Source organism: Chitinibacter tainanensis DSM 15459 (genome assembly GCF_000429785.1).
Lineage (GTDB): Bacteria > Pseudomonadota > Gammaproteobacteria > Burkholderiales > Chitinibacteraceae > Chitinibacter > Chitinibacter tainanensis.
On the sequence record NZ_AUCN01000009.1, the window covers coordinates 452,289 to 474,342 of the forward strand.

17 protein-coding genes and 1 pseudogene are annotated in these 22,054 nt (G+C 56.3%); 11 read left to right on the top strand and 7 right to left on the bottom strand.

From position 1 onward, the window contains the following. Positions 1 to 23 precede the first annotated feature (23 nt). The 4 genes from G482_RS0103340 to G482_RS0103355 all read right to left on the bottom strand — a co-directional run bounded on the left by G482_RS0103340 (position 24) and on the right by G482_RS0103355 (position 3,290). Positions 24 to 866 (bottom strand): hypothetical protein, encoded by an 843-nt coding sequence (locus tag G482_RS0103340; protein WP_028448842.1) that lies wholly within the window; start codon positions 864 to 866, stop codon positions 24 to 26. Next, on the bottom strand, positions 866 to 1,741 hold the full coding sequence (gene ubiA, locus G482_RS0103345; protein ID WP_028448843.1) for a 4-hydroxybenzoate octaprenyltransferase: 876 nt from the start codon (positions 1,739 to 1,741) through the stop codon (positions 866 to 868). The genes G482_RS0103340 and ubiA overlap by 1 nt, the downstream gene beginning before the upstream one ends. 10 nt (positions 1,742 to 1,751) lie before the next feature. Continuing rightward, on the bottom strand, positions 1,752 to 2,273 hold the full coding sequence (locus G482_RS0103350) for a chorismate--pyruvate lyase family protein (RefSeq protein WP_028448844.1): 522 nt from the start codon (positions 2,271 to 2,273) through the stop codon (positions 1,752 to 1,754). A gap of 213 nt (positions 2,274 to 2,486) precedes the next feature. Then, positions 2,487 to 3,290 carry a flagellin N-terminal helical domain-containing protein gene (locus G482_RS0103355; protein WP_028448845.1) on the bottom strand — a complete coding sequence of 268 codons (804 nt, stop codon included), beginning with the start codon at positions 3,288 to 3,290 and terminating at the stop codon, positions 2,487 to 2,489. 188 nt (positions 3,291 to 3,478) lie between these two features. Between G482_RS0103355 and G482_RS0103360 the strand changes: the two genes are divergently transcribed. Continuing rightward, positions 3,479 to 3,820, top strand: coding sequence for a hypothetical protein (locus G482_RS0103360; protein ID WP_028448846.1), 342 nt, complete (start codon positions 3,479 to 3,481; stop codon positions 3,818 to 3,820). A 129-nt stretch (positions 3,821 to 3,949) separates the two neighbouring features. After that, entirely contained in the window at positions 3,950 to 5,617 is a 1,668-nt protein-coding gene (ettA, locus tag G482_RS0103365; protein ID WP_028448847.1) for an energy-dependent translational throttle protein EttA, read from the top strand. A gap of 58 nt (positions 5,618 to 5,675) precedes the next feature. On the opposite strand, the gene G482_RS0103370 is transcribed toward ettA, so the two are convergent. Beyond that, the gene (locus tag G482_RS0103370) at positions 5,676 to 6,308 is read right to left on the bottom strand and encodes a TetR/AcrR family transcriptional regulator (protein ID WP_084414437.1); all 633 of its coding nucleotides are present in this window, start codon (positions 6,306 to 6,308) and stop codon (positions 5,676 to 5,678) included. A gap of 169 nt (positions 6,309 to 6,477) precedes the next feature. Here G482_RS0103370 and G482_RS0103375 point away from each other — a divergent pair, with 169 nt between their 5' ends. From G482_RS0103375 to G482_RS0103385, 3 genes and pseudogenes are all read left to right on the top strand, one after another. Then, on the top strand, positions 6,478 to 7,647 hold the full coding sequence (locus tag G482_RS0103375) for an efflux RND transporter periplasmic adaptor subunit (protein ID WP_028448849.1): 1,170 nt from the start codon (positions 6,478 to 6,480) through the stop codon (positions 7,645 to 7,647). Between the two features lie 68 nt (positions 7,648 to 7,715). Continuing rightward, a pseudogene (locus tag G482_RS17100) lies at positions 7,716 to 10,795 on the top strand (efflux RND transporter permease subunit). After that, positions 10,795 to 12,174, top strand: coding sequence for an efflux transporter outer membrane subunit (locus G482_RS0103385; RefSeq protein ID WP_028448850.1), 1,380 nt, complete (start codon positions 10,795 to 10,797; stop codon positions 12,172 to 12,174). The pseudogene G482_RS17100 and the gene G482_RS0103385 overlap by 1 nt, the downstream one beginning before the upstream one ends. 124 nt (positions 12,175 to 12,298) lie before the next feature. Here the strand turns inward: G482_RS0103385 and G482_RS19990 are convergent, their stop codons facing one another. Beyond that, positions 12,299 to 12,472 carry a DUF1289 domain-containing protein gene (locus G482_RS19990; protein WP_081986590.1) on the bottom strand — a complete coding sequence of 58 codons (174 nt, stop codon included), beginning with the start codon at positions 12,470 to 12,472 and terminating at the stop codon, positions 12,299 to 12,301. A gap of 135 nt (positions 12,473 to 12,607) precedes the next feature. On the opposite strand from G482_RS19990, the gene G482_RS0103395 reads away from it, so the two are divergent. Then, on the top strand, positions 12,608 to 14,236 hold the full coding sequence (locus G482_RS0103395; protein ID WP_028448851.1) for a methyl-accepting chemotaxis protein: 1,629 nt from the start codon (positions 12,608 to 12,610) through the stop codon (positions 14,234 to 14,236). A gap of 62 nt (positions 14,237 to 14,298) precedes the next feature. Here G482_RS0103395 and trhO read toward each other — a convergent pair whose 3' ends face one another. Then, positions 14,299 to 15,288: an oxygen-dependent tRNA uridine(34) hydroxylase TrhO gene (gene trhO, locus G482_RS0103400; protein WP_028448852.1), complete on the bottom strand. Its 990-nt coding sequence runs from the start codon at positions 15,286 to 15,288 to the stop codon at positions 14,299 to 14,301. 383 nt (positions 15,289 to 15,671) lie between these two features. Here trhO and G482_RS0103405 point away from each other — a divergent pair, with 383 nt between their 5' ends. From G482_RS0103405 to G482_RS0103425, 5 genes are all read left to right on the top strand, one after another. After that, positions 15,672 to 17,984 (top strand): PAS domain-containing sensor histidine kinase, encoded by a 2,313-nt coding sequence (locus tag G482_RS0103405; RefSeq protein WP_028448853.1) that lies wholly within the window; start codon positions 15,672 to 15,674, stop codon positions 17,982 to 17,984. Between the two features lie 3 nt (positions 17,985 to 17,987). Next, positions 17,988 to 18,614 carry a response regulator transcription factor gene (locus G482_RS0103410; RefSeq protein ID WP_028448854.1) on the top strand — a complete coding sequence of 209 codons (627 nt, stop codon included), beginning with the start codon at positions 17,988 to 17,990 and terminating at the stop codon, positions 18,612 to 18,614. Positions 18,615 to 18,897: 283 nt separating this feature from the next. Beyond that, entirely contained in the window at positions 18,898 to 20,142 is a 1,245-nt protein-coding gene (locus tag G482_RS0103415) for an ABC transporter substrate-binding protein (protein ID WP_028448855.1), read from the top strand. Between the two features lie 112 nt (positions 20,143 to 20,254). Then, positions 20,255 to 21,148 (top strand): carbohydrate ABC transporter permease, encoded by an 894-nt coding sequence (locus G482_RS0103420; RefSeq protein ID WP_028448856.1) that lies wholly within the window; start codon positions 20,255 to 20,257, stop codon positions 21,146 to 21,148. Then, complete coding sequence (locus G482_RS0103425) at positions 21,141 to 21,995, top strand: carbohydrate ABC transporter permease (RefSeq protein WP_028448857.1); 855 nt, start codon at positions 21,141 to 21,143, stop codon at positions 21,993 to 21,995. Before G482_RS0103420 ends, G482_RS0103425 begins: the two co-directional genes overlap by 8 nt. The last annotated feature ends 59 nt before the right edge of the window (positions 21,996 to 22,054 follow it).

Here is a 22,054-nt window from a genome sequence, read left to right on the forward strand (position 1 = left end):
ATTAGACTCAAGCTGTGGCTGTTTCACAGCCAATGGCGCAGCTTGCCCAAAGCGGCGCAGCCCAGCCACGCGGCGGCGGTGGTGAGTAAGACTTGCCGCGAATGCTGCCAGTAAATCCAGCCAGCAAAGAGTAAACCAGTCAGCAGCAAGCCCCAGTAACTCGGTAGCACAGACAAACACAAGCACGCCAGGCCGGCGGGAATCAGGCCAGCAGCGAGGGCTGTGCAGCCATGCTGGAAGTGATCCAGCGTCGCATCGGGGCGCAGCTCGGGTATTAGCTCCCCAAGTCGATGGCCGCATTCATCATTACCGGCTTTGAGCCCCTGAATTAACTGCTGGGCATGGCTTGGCTGGATTTCTGCCGCTAGGGCAATCCCGAGAAGGCCCAGCGCCGCTTCCGGGCCGGGTAGGGCCTCGTCGCTGGGCGCATCAGGCTGCGTGGAATTTGTTGCCTTGGCGCGTGGCCAGTGGCGCCAGCAATATAGCGGCAAGAAAATCAGCGGGTAGAGCCAGCACAGCAATTGCAAGCTGGCGGGTAGGAGCCCCAGCCCAAAGCCTAGCCCGAGGGCGCAACCCAGAAACAGCAATTGATCCAGCATGATTTGCTGGCTGTGTTGCTGCCAGCGCTGTAGATTGGGGGCATAAAGGGCCAAACCTGGCAGATTACCCTGCTGGAGTATTGCTACGCAGGCATTGATACCCAATACTTTGAGTAAGATACCCATTAAACGCGTGCGCCAGCTGCTGCTGGCCTTGCCTTGCGCCGCAGCAATTTCCAGCCAGTACCATTGGCGGCAGTTGCCGGCTTCGTGGTCGGAAAGCTGCCGCAAGAGCTGGGCGGCTTCGCCGCGATCCCAAGCGCGCATTAGCGTAGTCCGTAATCCAGTATGATCAGTGCAAACACCAGCGCACCGACCCGGTTATTACTTAAAAACGCCTGAAAGCACTGCTGCCGATCTCGCGCGCGAATTTGCGGATATTGCCGAGCAATGAGTAGCGCTACGGCCAGCAAGCCGGCGAAGTACACCGAGCCCATTTCAGCTAATAGCCCGCACACAGCCAATAAAAGCACAAAGCCAGCATGGCAGAGCATTACCGCGGTCACGTCATGCTGACCAAAGGTAATCGCCGAGGTTTTGATACCGATTTTTAAGTCGTCGGGTTTGTCTACCATGGCGTATTCGGTGTCGTAGGCGACCGTCCATAGTAAATTAGCGAACATGAGCACCCACGCCAGCAGTGGCACTTGCCCGGTTTGCGCGGCAAAAGCCATCGGGATGCCAAAACTAAAAGCAATGCCCAAATAGGCCTGCGGGATGGCCAAGAAGCGTTTGGTGAATGGATAGCTGCCCGCCAAAAAAGCGGCCGGCAAACACAACAGCAAAGCCAACTGATTAAGTGGCAAGGCAATCAACAGCGCCAAAAGGGCCAAGCCGGCAGCAAGCCACAATGCTTCACGGGGGGCGACTTCCCCCGCAGCCAGTGGGCGGGCCTGGGTGCGCTCGACATGACCATCAAAATCCCGATCCGCCCAATCATTGATCACGCAGCCCGCCGAGCGCATCAGCAGTGTGCCCAGGCCAAAAATGAGCACCAAGTGCCAATCGGGCCGGCCGTTACCGGCCAGCCACAAGCCCCACAGCGTCGGCCACAACAGCAGCAAGGTACCGATGGGTTTATCCAGCCGAGCAAGGCGGGCATAGGCGGAAAGGCGTTGCTTCACGGTTGTGGCAGTGGGCATGGTGTGGTTTTTAAAAAGCAGGCGGTAAAAAAACTTCGGTAACTAGCAGTGCATCTTGGCCGGCATAAAAAAACGAGCGGCGGGCCCATAAGCGGGCAGGCAAAGGGCCGCAGGCCTGATTCGCTTTTTGCCACAATGGGTGGCGACGATCAAGGCAGGCAAAGCTTAACGCCGAACGGCGGATTGTGGGGTCGGCAAAGAGTAGGGCGCCCAGTGGGCGACTGCCGGTGCGGCCAAGCAAATGAAAGCCACTACGTAAGGCTGAGCGTTTCACCACGCTATGGGCAAAGACCAAGGCCTGCCCACGACTGCACAGCAGCACTTCGCGGGTGGCCACTTCGGCCACTCCGGCAGCGAGCGGGCGGCGTTCATCCCGGTGCGGGCGCGCAAAATCTTGCCGTAAAACCTGGACGGAAAAGTCGGGAAAGTGCGCTTTCAAACGCTGCGTGAGCGAGCCACGTTCATTCAGCCAGGGGTGAAGGGCGCGTGGCGCCAGTACCAACGGAGTTTGCCAGCCGGCGAATTTATGCATACCAAATTAAATGCCTAAACAAGCGGCCATTATGCCATAGCCACGGCGTGCACTTGCAGTGCCGGAAATCCTGTTGTGCTGGGCTGGGGTATTGCCCTACGACTTATGTGCAGCAAAAAGCAGCAGCCCATACCGGTGGGGGTATGAGCTGGGCGGTCGCTAATTGGTTTGGTTTGATTTCAACAGTGCGCTCAATTACCGATCAGCGCTGGTTTATTTCAAGAGGCTAAGCACCTGTTTACCGCTGGCATTGGCCTGCGCCTGCATCGCCAGATTGGCTTGCGAGAGGATGTCTTGCTGGGCGCGTTGCGCTGTGGCGCTGGCGTAATCGGTATCGGCAATGCGGCTTCTGGCGGCGGCTTGGTTAATGCTGCTGGTGGTTAGATTATTAATACTGGCCTCCACCCGGCTTTGAAACGCGCCCAGATTGCCGCGCTGAGCATTAATATTGGCCAAGCTGCTATCCAGGCGATCAAGCGCATCGCCGATGCTACTGGCGTTACTCAAATCGACATTGCTGGCGCTGTTACCCAAATTGTCCAGATTCAGCCCCAGATTCTGGTTGGCATTCGCCCCAGCCTGAAAATTAAAACTACTGCCTTGAAGCAGTGGCTGGCCATTAAATTGGGTGTTTTGGATGATGTCTTGATTGCTTTGCTGCAGCTGATCGACTTCGGCCTGCAGTGCTTGCCGATCGCTGGCCGTCAGTGTGCTATTACCAGCCGCGACAGTCAGCTCACGAATGCGGCTGGTGTTGTCGCTTAAGCTACTGAGCGCGCCATCCGCAGTTTGGCTCACTGATACCGCATCATTCAGATTGCGTACCGCCTGATTATTGCCAAGGATTTGGGCTGCAAACCGCTCGGCAATCGCCAGACCCGCCGCATCATCGGCTGCCGAGTTAATTCGCTTACCACTGGCGATACTGGCCAATGTGCGGTTTTGCGTTTCCTGCACGTTGTTGCCGCTGCGCAACGCGGTCAGGCTGCTGACATTGGTGTTGATATTTAAGGCCATTTTGCACCTCCGCACATGCATGTACTGCTCTCTTCTGACTGTACGCTGCCCGAGTAGTTCATGCCACTTAGCCGGATTAGCGGTGTGTTGTACCGGCGTATTGCAAATAGAACATTCGTTCACTTTGTGCTTGCGCGGCTTGCGATGATGTCTTATTGTGAACGTACGTTCTATATGAGGTGTCTGGCATGGCTTTCCGTTTCCGCCTTAGCAGTGCAGCGTTTACCGAATTAAAACAAGTTGGCGCGCCCATCGCGCTGATTGAATACTTAGCGCAGCCCGCCTTTCCCGGCGCGGCACGCCTGCTTTCAGCTGGCATGATTGCGCGCTTGCCGATCGCGCTGCGCGCGGTAGCCAGTCAGCAGCTGGGCTTGTATGTCACGGCCGATGGGCAGGGGCTGGTGACGCACATTGGCCGTATCAAGCATCGCCTAGCTTGTGCCGCGCAAGAAAGCGAGTTTGGCCAGCCAGTACTGGCAGCTAGCGGTAAAGCAGCTGCCGGTGTCTGGCCGGCACCACTGTCGGCATGATGGGTATATTGTTGTAATTTAATTGTATTGAGCTAGGTGAGCAGATACGGTGGCAGGGTATCTTGTGTGGCTGGCCGGGCAGGGCGGATTTTTGCTACACTCCGCGCAATCATTTGCAAAGGAACACCCATGGCTCAATACGTGATGTCGATGCTCCGCGTGAGCAAGATCGTGCCGCCGAAACGGCAAATCATCAAAGATATTTCGCTCTCGTTCTTCCCCGGCGCCAAAATCGGTCTGCTGGGTTTGAATGGTGCCGGTAAATCGACCGTGCTGAAGATCATGGCCGGCGTTGAGAAAGAATACGACGGTGAAGTGCAGCATCTGCCTGGCGTCAAAATCGGCTATCTGGCTCAAGAGCCTGAGCTAAACCCAAACAATACCGTGCGCCAAGAAGTTGAAAGTGGTTTGGGTGAGGTCTTTGAAGCCAAAGCCAAGCTGGAAGAAGTGTACGCCGCGTATGCCGATCCGGATGCCGACTTCGATAAGCTGGCCGAAGAGCAAGCCCGCCTCGAAGCCATCATTGCTGCAAGCTCAGGTGAAAACACCGAGCTGCAACTGGAAATCGCCGCCGATGCGCTGCGCTTGCCCGAATGGGATGCCATGGTGGGTAATCTATCCGGTGGTGAAAAGCGCCGTGTTGCCCTGTGCAAATTATTGCTGTCTAAGCCTGATATGTTGTTGCTGGACGAGCCAACCAACCACTTGGATGCCGAGTCGGTAGAGTGGCTGGAGCAGTTTCTGGTGCGCTTCCCGGGTACCGTGGTGGCGGTAACGCACGATCGCTACTTCCTCGATAACGCTGCCGAGTGGATTCTGGAGCTGGATCGCGGCCACGGTATTCCTTGGAAAGGCAATTACTCCTCTTGGCTGGAGCAAAAAGAAGCTCGGCTGAAACTGGAAGAGTCGCAAGAATCTGCCCGCCAAAAAGCGCTGAATAAAGAGCTGGAGTGGGTGCGCCAAAATCCAAAAGGCCGTCAGGCTAAATCCAAAGCGCGGATTGCCCGCTTTGAAGAGCTGAGCAGCTACGAACACCAAAAGCGCAATGAAACGCAAGAAATCTTTATTCCAGTTGCTGAGCGTTTGGGCGATAAAGTGATTGAGTTTAAAAATGTATCCAAAGGCTTTGGCGATCGTCTGCTGATCGATAATCTGAGCTTTAATGTGCCTGCCGGTGCGATCGTCGGCATTATCGGCCCGAATGGTGCCGGTAAATCTACGCTGTTTAAAATGCTGGCTGGTAAAGAGCAGCCCGATAGCGGTGAAGTGGAAATCGGCCAAACCGTACAAATGGCGTTTGTAGAGCAAAGTCGCGAAGGCCTCGATAGCAACAAGACGGTGTTTGATGACGTCGCTGCTGGCCATGATGTGATTCAGGTCGGCAAATTCGAGATGAGCAGCCGGGCTTATCTGGGCCGCTTTAACTTTAAAGGTGGCGATCAGCAAAAGCTGGTGGGTAATCTATCGGGTGGTGAGCGTGGTCGTTTGCATTTGGCCAAAACGCTGCTGAAAGGCGGCAATGTCCTGCTGCTGGACGAGCCATCAAATGACCTTGATGTCGAAACCCTGCGCGCATTGGAAGACGCCTTGCTGGAGTTTGCCGGTACGGCGTTTGTGATTTCCCATGATCGCTGGTTCCTCGACCGGATCGCCACGCACATTCTGGCGGCCGAAGGTGAATCACAATGGACTTTCTTTGACGGTAACTACCAAGAGTACGAAGCCGATAAGAAAAAACGCTTGGGTGAAGAGGGCGCGAAACCGAAACGGATTCGCTACAAGCCCATCACTCGCTAAGCGTAAAAAAGCCACCTACGGGTGGCTTTTTTATGTCAGTCCACAACTATCCGCATGCTTAGCTACGCACCAGTTGCTGGATGGCGCTCTGTAGTAGCGGCAATACCGCCGCGGTATTGATGTTGGGATTACTAATCGAACGTACGCTGAGGCCTTCGAACAGTGAAATAATCAAATCGCAGCGCGCATTAATGTCTTCATCGCTAATCGGCGGCAAGCCCACCCGGCCTTTGCTGATAATCAGCCGGCCACATTCATGCAGCACCCGATTGGAGCGTTGCATCATCTCGGCGACTTTCGGGTTGCGCGATGCTTCGGCAATCATTTCAAAATTAAGCGCCGAGTTTTTAAGATCTAGGCTGTCGGCCAATGCCTGATCGGCATGATCGATCAGCGCCTGCATGGTATTGGGGGCGGCGAGCAGCATATTGATAATTTCCAATTGCCGATGCTGCTCCTGCTCGATGATGGCCTCGATAATCGCTTCTTTGTTGGCGAAGTAATGATAGATGTGGCCAACGCTCATGCCCGCGGCTTTGGCAATGGCCGACATGCTGGCGGCATGAAAGCCGGCGTGGCGAAAGCAGCTGGCGGCGGCATCCAGCACCTGCTGGCGGCGCAGCTCGGCTTTATCAAAGCCTGCATCATCAAGCGCTTGCGGGGTCATTTGTTCACAGATTCCATGTTTCATCAAGCCGTATCGGGCGGGAATTATACTGACTTGTCATTTTTTCGCTAGAAAACTAGAATGATCGTTCATTCTAGAATGATCATTCTAGTTTATGCCCAATTCTGCCGAGCTGGCCAGCGGTTTTCTGGTTGGCTTCGTTGATTGCCACTGAACATGAGAATCCATATCCATGCATAAACAGCTGAATAAATTGCCGCACCTGCTGACCATGACGCTACTGGCGGCGGCCCTCAGTGCTTGCGGCCAGCAGGGTGACCAAGGCGGCGCCGGTGCCCAAGGCCCTATCCCAGTCACTACCGTGCAACTCGCCGCCCGCGATGTGCAAGTTGAACACGAACTGCCTGGCCGTACCGTGCCATACCGCGTGGCGGAAATCCGCCCGCAAGTAGGCGGGATTATTCAAAAACGCCTCTTTACCGAAGGCGGTGAAGTTAAAGCCGGGCAAGTGCTGTATCAACTTGACGACGCCAGCTACAAAGCCAGCTTTGATAGCGCCAGCGCTACCTTGGTCAAGGCGGAAGCCAATTTGGCTAGCTCCAAGCTCAAAGCCGAGCGCTACCAAGAGCTGGTGGCGATTAATGGCGTGAGCAAACAAGACAACGACGATGCGCAAGCTGCCTATCTGCAAGCGCGGGCCGACGTGGCAGCGGCGAAAGCTGCGCAACAAGCGGCGCGTATCAATCTGAACTACAGCGCGATTACCTCGCCGATTAGCGGACGGATTGGCAAATCGGCCGCGACCGAAGGCGCTTTGCTGGCTGTGGGTCAGGCCAGCGCACTCACCACCGTCCAGCAGCTGGATCCGATTTATGTCGACATTAGCCAATCCAGCGCCGAGCTGCTGCGCTTGAAGGCACAATTTGCGGGGGCGCAACCTGATAAACAGGGCCTGCCTGTGAAGTTGCTGACCGAAGATGGCCGCGAATACGCGCACCCCGGCACGCTGCAATTTGCCGACGCCACGGTAGATCCAGAAACCGGCGGGGTCACCTTGCGGGTACTGGTGCCCAACCCAGAGAAAACCCTGCTGCCAGGCATGTTTGTGCGCGCCAAACTCACCGCGGCCAATGTGAAAAACGCTGTACTGGTGCCACAACAAGCCGTGGTGCGCATGCCGAACGGTGGCGCGATGGTGATGGTGGTGGATGCCCAGAGCAAAGTCCAAGCCGTGCCGGTAAAAACCGCACGGGCCGTGGGTGATCAGTGGCTGATTACCGAAGGCCTGAAAGGCACCGAACAAGTCATCATCGAAGGGCTGCAAAAAGTCCAAGCCGGCGCAGTTGTAAAAGCCGAATTGGCCAAAAGCGCAGCCAAGGCTAGCGCAGCGGCGCAGCAGTAAAGGAGAGCAGGATGGCGCGTTTTTTTATTGATCGGCCTATTTTCGCCTGGGTGATCGCATTGATGATCATGCTGGGCGGGATACTGGCTATTCGCGGGCTGGCGGTGGAGCAATATCCGCCGGTGGCTCCTCCGGCCATTACCATTTCGGCATTCTATCCGGGAGCGGCAGCGCAAACGGTGGAAGACTCGGTGACGCAGGTGATCGAGCAAAAGATGAAGGGGATCGACAAGCTAAGGTATATCAGCTCAAGCAGCGATGAATCTGGCTCGGTGAGCATTACCCTCAGTTTTGAGGCCGATGCCGATCCGGATATTGCCCAAGTGCAGGTGCAAAATAAGCTGCAGCTGGCGCTCACCCAATTGCCGCAAGAAGTGCAGCAGCAGGGCGTGACGGTCACCAAATCATCATCGAGCTTTCTGATGGTGGTGGGGTTTGTGTCCAAAGACGGCAATATGACCAAAACCGATCTGGCCGACTACGCCGCAGCCAATATTGTCGACCCAATCAGCCGGATTAATGGCGTGGGTAATGTGCAGCTGTTTGGTGCGCAATACGCCATGCGGATCTGGATCGACCCGACCAAGCTGGCCAATTACAAGCTGACTACTCAAGACGTGATCAATGCCATCAAAGCGCAAAACGCGCAGGTGTCGGCAGGGCAGCTGGGGGGCATGCCTTCAGTACCGGGTCAGCGGCTGAATGCGGCGATCATCGCGCAAAGCCGCTTGGAGTCGCCCGAGCAGTTTGGCCGCATTTTGCTGCGGGTGAAAGCCGATGGTGGGCAAATTCGCTTAAGTGACGTCGCCCGCGTTGAGCGCGGTGCTGAAAGCTACGACGTGGATAGCCGCTATAACGGTAAACCGGCAGCCGGGATCGGGATTAACTTGGCCACCGGCGCCAATGCGCTGGAAACCGCTAAACTCGTGCGCGCCAAAATGGCTGAAATGCAGCCGTATTTCCCCGCCGGCATGGATGTGGTGGTGCCGTATGACACTACTCCTTTCGTGAAGCTATCGATCGAAGAAGTCGTCAAAACACTGGTAGAAGCGGTGATCTTGGTGTTCTGCGTGATGTATCTCTTCTTGCAGAATTTCCGCGCCACGCTGATTCCTACCATTGCCGTACCTGTGGTGCTGTTGGGTACATTCGGGGTGATGGCGGTGTTTGGCTTTTCGATCAACACCCTCACCATGTTCGGGATGGTCTTGGCGATTGGTCTCTTGGTGGATGACGCCATCGTGGTGGTCGAAAACGTCGAGCGGGTGATGAGCGAAGAAGGACTTACCCCCAAAGAAGCCACGCGCAAATCGATGTCGCAAATCACCGGCGCACTGGTGGGGATTGCGCTGGTGCTCCTGCCGTATTTATCCCAATGGCCTTCTTTGGGGGCTCGACCGGGGTGATTTATCGCCAGTTCTCGATCACTGTGGTGTCGGCCATGGCCCTGTCGGTCTTGGTTGCCCTCACGCTGAGCCCGGCCTTGTGCGCGACTTTGCTCAAGCCGCTGCCCAAAGGCGGCCAGCATGGCACGCATGGCTTCTTTGGCTGGTTTAATCGCCAGTTTGAAGCGCTGAACGCCCGCTACCAGAATGTGGTGAGCCGCTGGTTGGTGAAATCTGGCCGCTATATGGTGGTGTATCTGGTGCTGGTGGGCGTGATGGTGGCGATGTTTATGCGCCTGCCAACGTCTTTCCTGCCGGATGAAGATCAGGGCATCTTGTTTACCCAGGTGATGTTGCCCGCGGGCTCGACCCAAGAGCAAACCGTTTCGGTGCTGGAAAAAGTCGAAAAGCATTTCCTCGTGGATGAGAAAGACAACGTCGCTTCGATCTTTACGGTGGCCGGTTTCAGTTTTGGCGGTAGTGGCCAAAATGCCGGGATTGGCTTTGTGATGCTCAAAGACTGGTCCGAGCGGCATGGCCCGCAACAGCATGTGCAAGCGGTGATGGGACGTGCCTATGGCGCCTTTGCCCAGATCAAGGAAGCGATGGTGTTTGCCTTTGCGCCACCGGCAGTGATGGAGCTGGGCAATGCCTCCGGCTTTGATCTGCAGCTGCAAGATCGTGGCGGTGTTGGGCACGAAAAGCTGACCGAAGCGCGCAATATGCTGCTGGGTATGGCGGCCAAAGACCCGAATGTGGTGGGTGTTCGCCCGAATGGCCAGCCGGATTCGGCCCAGCTGCGGCTCGATATCGATCAGGAAAAAGCCAGCGCACTGGGCTTGTCGATTGCCGACATCAACCAGACCTTGGCCGCTGCGTGGGGCTCGGCCTACATCAACGATTTTGTTGATCGCGGCCGGGTGAAAAAAGTGTATCTGCAAGCGGATGCACCGTTCCGGATGCAGCCCGAAGATCTGAATCGCTGGTATGTGAAAAACGCCAGCGGCCAGATGGTGCCCTTCTCGGCTTTTGCCAGCAGCAGTTGGGATTACGGCTCACCCCGCTTAACCCGCTACAACAGCGTGCCTTCGATGAATATCCAGGGCCAGGCGGCGCCGGGTAAGAGCTCGGGCGATGCGATGAAAGCCATGGAAGCCATGATCGCCAAATTGCCACCGGGCATTGGCTATGAATGGAGCGGCTTGTCGCTGGAAGAGCGCGAAGCGGGGGCGCAGGCGCCAGCGCTGTATGCCTTGTCACTGCTGATTGTGTTCTTGTGCTTGGCGGCGCTGTATGAAAGCTGGTCGATTCCGTTCTCGGTGATGCTGGTGGTGCCTTTGGGCGTGATTGGTGCGCTGGCCGCGACAATGGGCCGAGGCTTGAGCAATGACGTGTATTTCCAGGTGGGCTTGCTGACCACAATTGGTTTGTCGGCGAAAAACGCCATTCTGATCGTCGAGTTTGCCAAAGAGCTGGTGGACGATGGCATGGAGCTGATGGCCGCCACGCTAAAAGCCGTACATATGCGCTTGCGGCCGATTGTGATGACCTCACTGGCCTTTGGCTTTGGCGTGTTGCCGTTGGCACTGGCCGGTGGGGCGGGCTCGGGCGCGCAAAATGCGATTGGTACCGGGGTATTGGGCGGCATGCTCACCGCCACCGTGCTGGGTATTTTCTTTGTGCCGGTGTTCTTTGTGCTGATCAGCCGTTATTTCTCGGCCAGCCGTTATCGTGCGGCCGAACCGAATAAGGAGCCACGTTAATGACGCGGACGATATTATCGCTACTGCTCGCAGCTGCGCTGGGCGGTTGCGCCAGCCTGGCGCCGGATTATCAGCGCCCGGCTAGCCCGGTGGCTGAGCAACTTACTGGCGGGTATACGGCTACAGGGCAAGAAATAAAAGCCCCTGAAGCCTATACCCACTGGGAGCAATTATTTGTTGAACCGCAGCTGCAAGGCCTGATTCGGGCGGCGCTGCTGAATAACCGCGATTACCGCATCGCGGCGCTGAATGTAGAAAAAGTGCGCGCCCAGTATCAGATTAGCGACGCTAATCGCTGGCCAACGCTGGGGCTAACGGCGGGCAGCAGCGCGCAAGGGCCCACCTCGGGTGATGGCGGCATCAGCCGCCAATACAGCGCCAAAATTGGCTTAAGCAGCTATGAGCTGGATTTTTTCGGCCGGGTCAAAAGCCTGAATAACGCGGCGCTGGCGCAATATCTGGCCAGCCAAGCTGGGCAGCAAAGCCTGCGCCTGACGCTGATTGCCGAAGTGGCCAATGCCTATTACACGCTGGCCGCCGATCAGGCCACGCTGCGCCAGGTGGAAGCCACCTTGCAGAGCCGCAATACGGCCAATGCACTGATTGAAAAACGCTTTGCCGTCGGGGTGATTGGCGAGCTGGATGTGCAGCAATCGCGCGGCGCACTGGCTGCTGCACGCAATGATCAGGCGCGCTATCAGGCGCTGGTGCAACAAGACTGGCAAGCGCTGCAGCAATTGGTGGGTGGTGCGCTGCCGCTACAGGCGTTGCCAGATGAATGGCAAAACACGCTCGCTGCCACGCCGATGCCGGCAGAGCTGCCGTCAGCCGTGCTGCTGCGCCGCCCGGATGTGCAGCAGGCCGAATACGCCTTGCAAGCGGCCAATGCCAATATTGGCGCGGCGCGGGCGGCGTTTTTCCCGAGTATTACGCTGACTGCTAACGCTGGCTTTAGCTCGGATCGGCTCTCGCAACTCTTTCAGTCTGGCTCGGGCGTGTGGTTGTTTGCCCCGCAGCTGAATTTGCCGATCTTTGATGGCGGCCGCAATCAGGCCAATCTGGACATTGCCAAAGCCGATCGCGATATCGCCCTAGCGCAGTACGAGCAGGCGATTCAGACCGCGTTTCGCGAGGTGAATGATGGCCTAACGCGCGCGCGCACCGATGAGCTGCAATGGCAAAGCCAGCGCGAGCAGGTGCAGATTGCCCAGCGCGCGCTGCAGATTGCCGAGGCGCGCTATCAGCGTGGCGTGGGGGCGTATCTGGATGTACTGGAAAGCCAGCGTGCCTTGTATGCGGCCGAGCAGCAGCTGATCGCGATTCGCCTGCAACAGGTGCAAAACCGCGTGAAACTCTACAAAGCTACAGCGCTGTATTAAGCCTTTCCCTGAAGTAAAAGTAAAAAACCGGATCAGTTGATCCGGTTTTTTATGGACTAATCCATGACTGATATTGGGGTATTGGCCTGTGGGCTATGCTTTATAAGCCTTGTAGGCTTATACCTTAGTCAAAGCTGGCGGCTTGCAAGTCTTCAATGCGCGCCAAGATGGCTTGCTTTTCTTCTTCGCTGGCTTTACCCCATTGGCGCAGCTCTTCCAGCGTGCGCAGGCAACCTACGCAATAGGCGCCGCTCGCATCGAGCTGGCAGATATTGATACAGGGTGACGGTGTGCTCATACGGTTTTCCTCAACAATGGCGCGCATTGAACCGTAAAACCGGCACGCTGGCAATCCATGGCCTAAGCTAATTTCTTGCCGGAAGCTGAAGATATTGTTTACAACACAAGTATTGTTGCGTTGCGGAGAAGCAGGATGACGATCAAACAAAAGCTGCTGGTGCTCAGCGCTGGGCTGTTGGTGTTAATGGCGCTGATGGGCTCTCTGGCGTTGCAGGGGCTGGAGAAAACCAACGCAGCCTTTGCCACAACGTATCACGACCGCGTGATGCCTTTATCCCAACTTAAAATCGTGGCCGACCAATACGCCGTTGATATTGTCGATACTACGCATAAAGCCAATCATCAAACTATTAGTCCTGACGAAGCGCTTAAACATATCGGCGCGGCGCAAGCCAAGATTCAGCAGCAATGGCAATCGTATAGCGCCACCGAGATGACCGGCGATGAAACCGAGCTGGTGAAAAAAACCGTTGCCGCGATGCAGACAGCGGATCGTGAAATCGATCGGCTGGAGCAGATTTTAAGTCGCAAAGATGCCGCCGCGCTGGATCAGTTTGCGCGCCAAAGCCTGTATCCGGCGATTGATCCGGTCTCTGGGCAGATCTCGCACTTGGTCGATTTGCAGCTGACCGAGGCGAAAAACAACTTCGAGCTAGCGCAGCGCAACTACGCCACCACGCGTAATCTCACGGTGGGCTTTATTGTGGCGGCGCTGCTGTTTGGCGCGCTGTTTGCGGCCTGGGTGATCAGTGGCATGACCCGCAAAATAAATGCCCTGCGCGATCGCCTGAATGAAGCCACCGAGCGGCAGGATCTCACCCTGCGTGCAACGGTCAGCGGGGCCGATGAAATCGATAGCATCGCCACCGCCTACAATCAGCTGGCCAGCAAAATGCAATCGCTGGTCGGCAATGTGGCCAAAGCGATTGATACCGTCACCCGCGAAACCGAAAATCTTGCCAATAGCAGCGGGCAGGTGACCAAGGCCACGCAGATGGGCGCAGAATCAACCAGCGCGATGGCGGCGGCGGTCGAGCAGATGACGGTGGCCATCGGGCAGGTGGCCGATCATGCTGACGATGCGCGCGCCATGGGCCAGCATACCTTGCGCTCGGCTAGCGCCGGCAGCACGCAAATCCAGCAAACGGTCACCGAAATCATCAGTATCGATCAGGAAGTGGCGCAAGCAGCGGATAAAGTCGCGCTGCTGGGCGCCGATGCCGACAAGATCAGCAGTGTGGTCAGTGTGATTAAAGAAGTGGCCGAGCAAACCAATCTGCTGGCCCTGAATGCCGCGATTGAAGCCGCGCGCGCCGGTGAGCAGGGGCGCGGCTTTGCGGTGGTGGCCGATGAAGTGCGCAAACTGGCCGAGCGCACTGCGGCGGCCACGATTGATATTCAGCAAATGGTGAGCCGCATCGACAGCACCAGCAAAGAGGCGGTGAGCACGATTACCGCCACCGCCCAGCGCGCGCACGATTGCGCCGAGATTGCCGGCCAGGCCGGCTCGGCTATTGCGGCGATTCACGATGATGTGGTGCGCGAAGATGGCGCGATACGCAATATTGCCGAAGCCCTGACCGAGCAAAAAACCAGCACCCAGCTGATCGCGCAACAGGTCGAAAAAGTGGCGCAAATGACGGATGAAAACACCGCCGCCGTGGCTAGTATGAGCGAATCGGCCAGCATGCTGGGTGAAATGACGCAAAAGCTGCGGGTGGAAGTGAATTTCTTTCGCTATCAGGGCGGGGTTCTGAGTTAAGCCCCTAGCCAAGTCCCAATAAAAAACCGCAGCCAGGCTGCGGTTTTTTATTGGGCTTAAGCTTATTCTTTGTGCTGTTTGGCGCGGTCGGCGGCTTTTTTACGCTCTTTGGCTTCGCGATGCGCCTGTGCGGTGAGCTGGGCATCATTGCCGATATGCGCTTCGCCACGGGCTTGCGCTAGCTGCATTTGTTTGTGGCGCTCGCGGAAACGCTGTTGCTGGGCAGGGGTATGCTTGCCAAAGCAATGTGGGCAGCAGGCCCCAGGGATATACTGCTCGCTGGCCAGCTCTTCGTTGGAGAGCGGCATACGGCAAGCGTGGCATTGGGCGTAGCTGCCTTTTTGCAGTTGATGATTTACCGCCACGCGGTCATCAAATACAAAACACTCGCCTTCCCACATCGTTTGCTCGGCGGGGACTTCTTCGAGATATTTCAAAATCCCGCCTTCCAGGTGATACACCTCGTCAAAGCCTTGCTCTTTCAGGTAGGCGGTGGATTTTTCGCAGCGGATACCACCGGTGCAGAACATCGCAACTTTTTTATGCTTGGCCGGATCGAGCTGGCTTTGCACATAGTCGGGAAACTCGCGGAAAGTCTCGGTTTTGGGGTTGATTGCGCCTTTGAATGTACCGATTTGCACTTCGTAATCATTGCGAGTGTCGATCAGCAGCACTTCAGGGTCGCTAATCAGCGCATTCCAGTCTTTGGGTTTTACATAAGTGCCCACCACTTTGCGCGGGTCGATCCCTTCCACCCCCATGGTGACGATTTCTTTTTTCAGTTTCACCTTGGTGCGCTGGAATGGCATCGCATCGTGATATGAGAGTTTGTAGCCAATCGACTCCAGCCCCGGCTGGCGATCCAGCCAGGCCAGTAGCGCCTCGATGCCCGCTTGCGTGCCAGCGACCGTGCCATTAATGCCTTCGCTGGCCAGCAGCAAGGTGCCGCGAATCCCCAGCTGCAGCATTTCATCCAGCAAAGGCTGGCGCAGTGCGGCAAAGCCGGGTAGGGCAACAAATTTATACATGGCACAGACAACAACTTGCGACATCAAGCAGTACTCCCAGATCGGGCCAAAGCGGCCAAACCGTATGAATTCAAAACAGGCCGCCATTATACGGACTTCTGGCCGCTTGGCGAGTCTGATCTGAATGCAAAAAGACCTTGTTTTAACAGTGGTTTTGCCAATTTTCAGGTGAGAAGGTACTAACTTCATCCGCTATTGCGGCAAGTCTGTTGCCCACGTGCGACAAGCCGCCTGCCGCCCCGCGCGCGCCATGATGGAGCTAACCCCGGCTTGTAAGCCACGCCGTGGCTGAAATGTCGGCCCCGCAGCGCCTTGCTGGCATCTGGCGGCTGCGGGTATTAAGGTATGGCTATGTTTTCTTTTTGCCGCTTATCCTGCGCCGAATGTCCGCCCCGAAACGATTATTAATGGCTGTGTTGCAGCGCTGGCATCGCCACTGGCCGTGGTGGCTGGCGTACGCACTGGTGTTTTTGCTGCTGGGTGTGTTGGCGTTTTACGTGGTGCAAAACCGCCAAACCGAGCAAAACCGCCGCGAAGCCGCTTATGCCCAAGATCTGCTCTGGCAAGAGCAAGAGCTGCGCGTGCGTCTGCAAAGCAATCAGAATGCGCTGGAAAGCCTGGCGTATTCGCTCGCTTCCGATTCAATTGATCTGGAAGACTTTCGCGTGCGCAGCGAAGCGATTATGAAAAATAATCCGGAAATCCTCGCCATGGAATGGGTGGATGCGCAGGGGCGCTATATCGGCGGGATGCCGATTTACAGCCGCCGCCCGGATGTACTGCCGGCCTGGAGCGATGCCAAATTTCGCGAAGCCTTTGATGGCGTGGCCACGCTGGGCTATCCGCTGTTTACCAATGTGATTCAGCGTGAAGAACCGCTGATGCAGCAGATCGTGCCGATTTTCCGCTTTGCCAGCTTTGATGGTGCGCTGGTGATGACGTATAGCTTGGAGCGGATGTTGCAGCAGCGCATTCCCTGGTGGCTGGTGCAGCGCTATGAATTGCAGCTGGTCGATTCGCAAAATCGCGTGTTGGCGCCCAGCGAATTTCACCGCAAGCTCGAAGGCCCGGAAGTACGCGAGATGGCCTTTGGCAATCTCGGCTCAGGCGTGCGCCTGATCGCCAAACCGCTGTACCCGCCCCCTAGCCTGGATAACTGGGGCTGGCTGGTGCTGGTGGCGCTGTTGCTGGCTTTGCTGGTGTGGGCGCTACATTTGCTGCGTTTGCGCATGCGCGATCGGCAATTGGCCGAATTGGCGTTGCAGGATGAAATTTCTTTTCGCTCCGCGATGGAAGACTCGCTGGTAACGGGCTTGCGGGCTATGGATAAATCCGGGCGGATTTTATATGCCAACCTGGCCTTTTCACGCATGGTGGGCTGGAGTGTGGACGAGCTACAAGGGCAGAAGTCGCCGTTCCCGTTTTGGGCGCCCGAAGCGCTGGCCCAGTGCGATGCCGCACATCGGGCGATTTTGGCGGGGCAAAGTCCGGCCAATGGCTTTGAGCTGCGCTATATGCGCAAAAATGGCGAGCGCTTTGATGTGCGGCTGTATTCCTCCCGCTTGATTGACGGCAAGGGCGAGCAGCGCGGCTGGATGGCGTCGATTAATGATATTACCGAGCTCAAGCGGGATCGCGAGGCCTTGCGCCAATCGCGCCAGCAACTGCGCACGGTGCTAGAAAGCTTGCCGGTGGCAGTGTGTGTCAGCGAGCTTGAGAGCGGCGAAGTGCTGTATCGCAATCGCTGGCATCAAAATTGTTTTGCGATTGAACATTTGCTGCAACAAGATAATGGTGCGCAGTTTTGCTGGGCGGTTTGGCCAAGGGCGCAGGGGTATTGCCCTACCGAGCATGATATTGAAGAGCTGGATGTGCATACTGGGCGGGTGTATCAGATTGCACGGCGGGAAGTGGATTGGCTGGGCGGCCGCCGCGCCATGCTGGAAATCTGCACCGACATCACCGCGCGCAAAGAAGCCGAAGACGCCGCCCGCGAGCAAAATGAGCGGATGCAACACACGGCGCGGCTGGTGAATATGGGTGAGCTGGCGTCCAGCCTCGCGCATGAGCTTAATCAGCCGCTGGCCGCGATTTCCAGCTACAGCGCCGCTTGCGAAACCATGCTGTATAAGCCCGAGCCACCGATTGGCAAAGTGCAGGAAACCTTGGTCAAAATGACCGAGCAAGCACGCCGGGCGGGGCAGATTATTCGCGGGATTCGCCAGCTGGTTACCAAGCGCAAATCCGAGCCACAGCCTTGCCAGCTGACCGAGCTGGTGGATGTGGTATTGCCGCTCTTGGCGCCGCTGACCCAGCAATTGAAATCCAGACTGGAGGTCGAGCTACCGCAGCCGTGCCCGCTGGTGCTGGGCGATCCGGTTATGCTGGAACAGGTGATTCTCAATCTGCTGAAAAACGGTCTGGAGGCCATGCAGGACACCCCGGTCAGCGAGCGGCTCTTGCGCCTGCAGGCCACAGTGCGGGATGAATTATTAGAAGTGCGAGTAATCGACCGCGGCTGCGGGATTGCCGATATGAATCAGCTGTTTCAGCCTTTTTACACCACCAAGCGCGAAGGCATGGGCATGGGGCTGAACATTTGCCGCTCGGTGATCGAGCAACACAAAGGCCATTTATGGGCCGAAGCTAATCCGGCGGGCGGTACGCAAATGTGCTTTCGCCTGCCTACAATCAAACCAACCGACCTAACGCTGGAGTAAAGCATGGCCGCTATCCCGATGATCGCGATTATTGATGACGATGAAGCCGTACGCGATTCTTTAAGCTTGTTACTGGAAACCGAAGGCTGGACGGCGCTGAATTACCCGTCGGCCGAAGACTTTCTCGATGAAGGCGACGCCAGCCGTTTTGCCTGCCTGATTGTCGATGTGCGCATGGATGGCATGAGTGGCTTGGAGTTGTTTACCGAGCTGAAGCAAGGCAACTATCTGCCACCCGTGATTTTCCTGACCGGCCATGGCGATATCCCGATGGCGGTGGCGGCACTCAAAGATGGTGCGACTGATTTTCTACAAAAGCCCTGCGATCAGCGTGAGCTTTTGGAGCGGGTGCGCAACTGTGTGGAGCAAGATACGCTGCGCCGCGGCGCCCAAGCGCATCAGCAGAAGGTGAGCGAACTGGTGGCTGAGCTCACGCCGCGCGAGCGCGATGTACTGAAAGAAATCATGCTGGGTAAGCTCAATAAACAGATCGCCGATCGCCTCGATATCAGCACCAAAACCGTTGAGGTGCATCGGGCGCGGATTTTTATCAAGATGAAAGTGCATTCGGCCATGGAGCTGGCAGCCATGCTGAAAGAAATCCCGCTGGATGATCTGTTGACCCAATAATGGGGTATGTCTGGTTAAGTTAATCCATATAAGGCACGTAGGCAGATACCCGCAAAATGCCCGCCACTTTAGCAGGCTTTTTCATCTTAAATCAAAGCACTAGCGCCGCTGCGTTGTCAGTTTCGGGTACTAGGTATTCAGCTTGGCATCAGGTGGATACCTTAGGGCGTCAGCCTGACGGTAAATTACCTGATTTCTTACGGGGTGTAGTCTGCGTATTCTGGCTACAACCGGGCAGGAAACAAGCTCGGCATACACACATAACCTGATTGGAGATTCGAAGATGCGCAACCTGAAATGGGGTATCGTAGCCGCCAGCATGAGCGTGGCCTTTGCCGCCCAAGCCGCGGAAGTGGAAGTGCTGCACTACTGGACTTCCGGCGGTGAAGCGAAAGCCGCAGCCGAGTTGAAAAAAATGATGGAAGGCAAAGGCAATAAATGGAAAGACTTTGCCGTGGCCGGTGGTGGTGGTGAAAACGCCATGACCGCGCTGAAAACCCGTGTGGTGTCGGGCAACCCGCCAGCTGCCGCCCAGATCAAAGGCCCATCTATTCAGGAATGGGGTGATGAAGGTGTACTGGCTTCGATTGATAGCGTGGCCAAAAAAGAAGGCTGGGATAAAGTCCTGCCACCCGTCGTGTCCAACGTCATGAAATACAAAGGCCAGTATGTTGCGGCCCCAGTGAATGTGCACCGCGTGAACTGGTTGTGGGTGAACCCAGAGCTTTTGAAAAAAGCCAATGCCAAAGTACCCACCACTTGGGATGAATTCTTCGTCACCGCAGCCGCGCTGCAAAAAGCCGGCATCCAGCCATTGGCCTATGGTGGCCAACCTTGGCAAGACAGCACCGTGTTTGAATCAGTTGCCCTTGGTGTAGGTGGCGTTGATTTCTACAAGAAAGCCTTTGTTCAGCTGGACCCAGCCACCCTGTCTGGCCCAACCATGGTGAAAGTGCTGGAAACCTACAAAAAACTCAAACCATTCACCGATAAAAACGCCGCCGGCCGCGAGTGGAATCTGGCCACCAGCATGGTGATCAATGGCAAAGCCGCCATGCAGTTTATGGGTGACTGGGCCAAAGGCGAATTCCTTGCTGCGGGCAAAGTACCTGGTAAAGACTTCCTGTGTGTGGCCGCTCCTGGCACCGCGAACGCCTTCACCTTCAATATCGACAGCTTTGCGATGTTCAAGCTGAAAAACAAAGATGCGGAAAAAGGCCAGCAAGATTTGGCCTCGACGCTGATGAGCCCCGCCTTCCAGGAAATCTTTAACCTGAACAAAGGCTCGATCCCAGCGCGCACCGATGCGCCAATGGCCAAGTTTGACGAATGTGGCCAAAAATCAGCGACTGACTTTAAAGCTTCGGCTGGTAAAGGCTCGCTGGTGCCATCATGGGCACACGGCATGGCGATGAAATCGGCTACGCAGGGCGCGGTGTATGACGCAGTAACCCAGTTCTGGAATAACGACGGCATGAGTGCAAAAGACGCCGCCGCCAAACTGACCCAAGCTGCGAAAACCAAATAAGCCTTAGCTTTTAGTTGTTTGTTCTGACACCTGTCGGTCGCTGTCCTTAGGCAGCGACCGCCGGGCCCGCCTGAGCCGGCGTTCTGTCCGGCTGCTCTTTGAGGAGTTCCCTATGGCTACGCCAAATGCTCATTACGGCTTTGCCGAGCGCTGGCTACCGCGTCTGGTGCTTGCACCGTCGTTCTTCCTCACGCTGGTGTTCCTGTATGGCTTCATCGCGTGGAATGGTTATCTGTCGTTTACTGAATCGCGCTTGCTGCCCAATTACGAGTGGGCAGGCCTCGTGCAATACCAAGCCTTGTTTGAAAACGAGCGCTGGTGGGTGGCCGTGCGCAATCTGGGCATTTTTGCCGTGCTGTTTATCGGTGGCGCGATGGCCATCGGGATTACGCTGGCGATTTTGCTCGATCAGAAAGTACGCGGCGAAGGTGCTATCCGCACTATTTATCTCTACCCCATGGCACTGTCATTTGTGGTAACGGGCACCGCCTGGAAATGGATGCTCAACCCTGGCTTGGGCCTAGAAAAACTGATGCACGATTGGGGCTTTACCAGCTTTACCTTTGATTGGCTGGTGAATTCCGATATGTCGATTTACACCGTGGTGATCGCCGGTTTGTGGCAATCGTCCGGTTTTGTGATGGCGCTGTTTCTGGCTGGCCTGCGTGGCGTGGATGATTCGATTATCAAAGCGGCGCAAATCGACGGTGCTAGCCTTCCGCGCATTTACTGGAAGATCATTCTGCCGGCCCTGCGCCCGGTGGTGTTCTCTACGCTCATGATCTTGTCGCACATTGCCATCAAGAGTTTTGACCTGGTGATGGCTTTGACGGGTGGTGGCCCTGGCTTTTCTTCCGATCTTCCGGCGACGTTTATGTATTCAATGGCCTTTACCCGTGGGCAGACCGGTCTGGGCGCCGCCAGCGCGATGATGATGCTGGCCACTGTGGCCGCGATTGTGGTGCCGTACCTGTACTCTGAATTAAGGAAAGATCAACATGGCTGAGACTCGATTCTGGCGCGCCGCGCTGTACGCAGCCCTGGTATTTGCTGCCCTGTATTACCTGTTGCCGCTGTATGTGATGCTGACAACCTCGGTGAAATCCATCGAGGAAATCCGCGCCGGCAATCTCTTATCCCTGCCGGCTGGCATTACCTTTGACGCCTGGAGCAAGGCCTGGAGTACTGCATGTACCGGCGTGAGCTGTAATGGGCTCTCGGGCTACTTTTGGAATTCGGTGCAGATGGTGATTCCGGCGGTGGCGATCTCCACCATGCTGGGGGCGATTAATGGTTATGTGTTGTCCAAATGGCGTTTCCGCGGCTCGGAGGTGGTGTTTGCCCTGATTTTGTTTGGTGTGTTCATGCCGTTTCAGGTCTTGCTGTTGCCCATGGCGCAAACCTTGGGGCTGTTCGGGCTGGCCAATACCACGGCTGGGCTCGTGTTTGTGCATGTGGTGTGCGGTACTGCCTCAACGACTCTGTTTTTCCGCAACTACTACGTCGGCATTCCGGATGAGCTGATCAAAGCGGCGCGCTTGGATGGGGCCGGTTTCTGGCGGATTTTCTGGCGGATTATCCTGCCGATGAGCACGCCGATCATCATGGTGACCTTGATCTGGCAATTTACTCAGATTTGGAATGACTTCCTGTTCGGGGTGGTGTTTGCCTCGGGTGATGCACAACCAATCACCGTGGGGCTGAACAATCTGGCCAATACCTCCACCAGTGTGAAGGAATACAACGTTGATATGGCCGCCGCCCTGATTGCCGCGCTGCCAACGATTGTGGTGTATGTGCTGGCAGGTAAGTACTTCGTGCGCGGTCTGACTGCAGGTGCGGTAAAAGGCTAGGGTATCTGGCTATAAACCTTAATAAATATTGAGTTTAGCCAGATACGCCATGGGTGTAT

What these genes read in the sequence shown, in the direction of transcription:
- G482_RS0103340 (WP_028448842.1), bottom strand. Translation starts at nt 866, where the DNA reads ATGCGCGCTTGGGATCGCGGCGAAGCCGCCCAGCTCTTGCGGCAGCTT.
- G482_RS0103375 (WP_028448849.1), top strand. Translation starts at nt 6,478, where the DNA reads ATGCATAAACAGCTGAATAAATTGCCGCACCTGCTGACCATGACGCTA.
- G482_RS0103360 (WP_028448846.1), top strand. Translation starts at nt 3,479, where the DNA reads ATGGCTTTCCGTTTCCGCCTTAGCAGTGCAGCGTTTACCGAATTAAAA.
- ubiA (WP_028448843.1), bottom strand. Translation starts at nt 1,741, where the DNA reads ATGCCCACTGCCACAACCGTGAAGCAACGCCTTTCCGCCTATGCCCGC.
- G482_RS0103415 (WP_028448855.1), top strand. Translation starts at nt 18,898, where the DNA reads ATGCGCAACCTGAAATGGGGTATCGTAGCCGCCAGCATGAGCGTGGCC.
- G482_RS0103395 (WP_028448851.1), top strand. Translation starts at nt 12,608, where the DNA reads ATGACGATCAAACAAAAGCTGCTGGTGCTCAGCGCTGGGCTGTTGGTG.
- ettA (WP_028448847.1), top strand. Translation starts at nt 3,950, where the DNA reads ATGGCTCAATACGTGATGTCGATGCTCCGCGTGAGCAAGATCGTGCCG.
- G482_RS0103425 (WP_028448857.1), top strand. Translation starts at nt 21,141, where the DNA reads ATGGCTGAGACTCGATTCTGGCGCGCCGCGCTGTACGCAGCCCTGGTA.
- trhO (WP_028448852.1), bottom strand. Translation starts at nt 15,288, where the DNA reads ATGTCGCAAGTTGTTGTCTGTGCCATGTATAAATTTGTTGCCCTACCC.
- G482_RS0103410 (WP_028448854.1), top strand. Translation starts at nt 17,988, where the DNA reads ATGGCCGCTATCCCGATGATCGCGATTATTGATGACGATGAAGCCGTA.
- G482_RS0103405 (WP_028448853.1), top strand. Translation starts at nt 15,672, where the DNA reads ATGGCTGTGTTGCAGCGCTGGCATCGCCACTGGCCGTGGTGGCTGGCG.
- G482_RS19990 (WP_081986590.1), bottom strand. Translation starts at nt 12,472, where the DNA reads ATGAGCACACCGTCACCCTGTATCAATATCTGCCAGCTCGATGCGAGC.
- G482_RS0103385 (WP_028448850.1), top strand. Translation starts at nt 10,795, where the DNA reads ATGACGCGGACGATATTATCGCTACTGCTCGCAGCTGCGCTGGGCGGT.
- G482_RS0103355 (WP_028448845.1), bottom strand. Translation starts at nt 3,290, where the DNA reads ATGGCCTTAAATATCAACACCAATGTCAGCAGCCTGACCGCGTTGCGC.
- G482_RS0103420 (WP_028448856.1), top strand. Translation starts at nt 20,255, where the DNA reads ATGGCTACGCCAAATGCTCATTACGGCTTTGCCGAGCGCTGGCTACCG.
- G482_RS0103370 (WP_084414437.1), bottom strand. Translation starts at nt 6,308, where the DNA reads ATGAAACATGGAATCTGTGAACAAATGACCCCGCAAGCGCTTGATGAT.
- G482_RS0103350 (WP_028448844.1), bottom strand. Translation starts at nt 2,273, where the DNA reads ATGCATAAATTCGCCGGCTGGCAAACTCCGTTGGTACTGGCGCCACGC.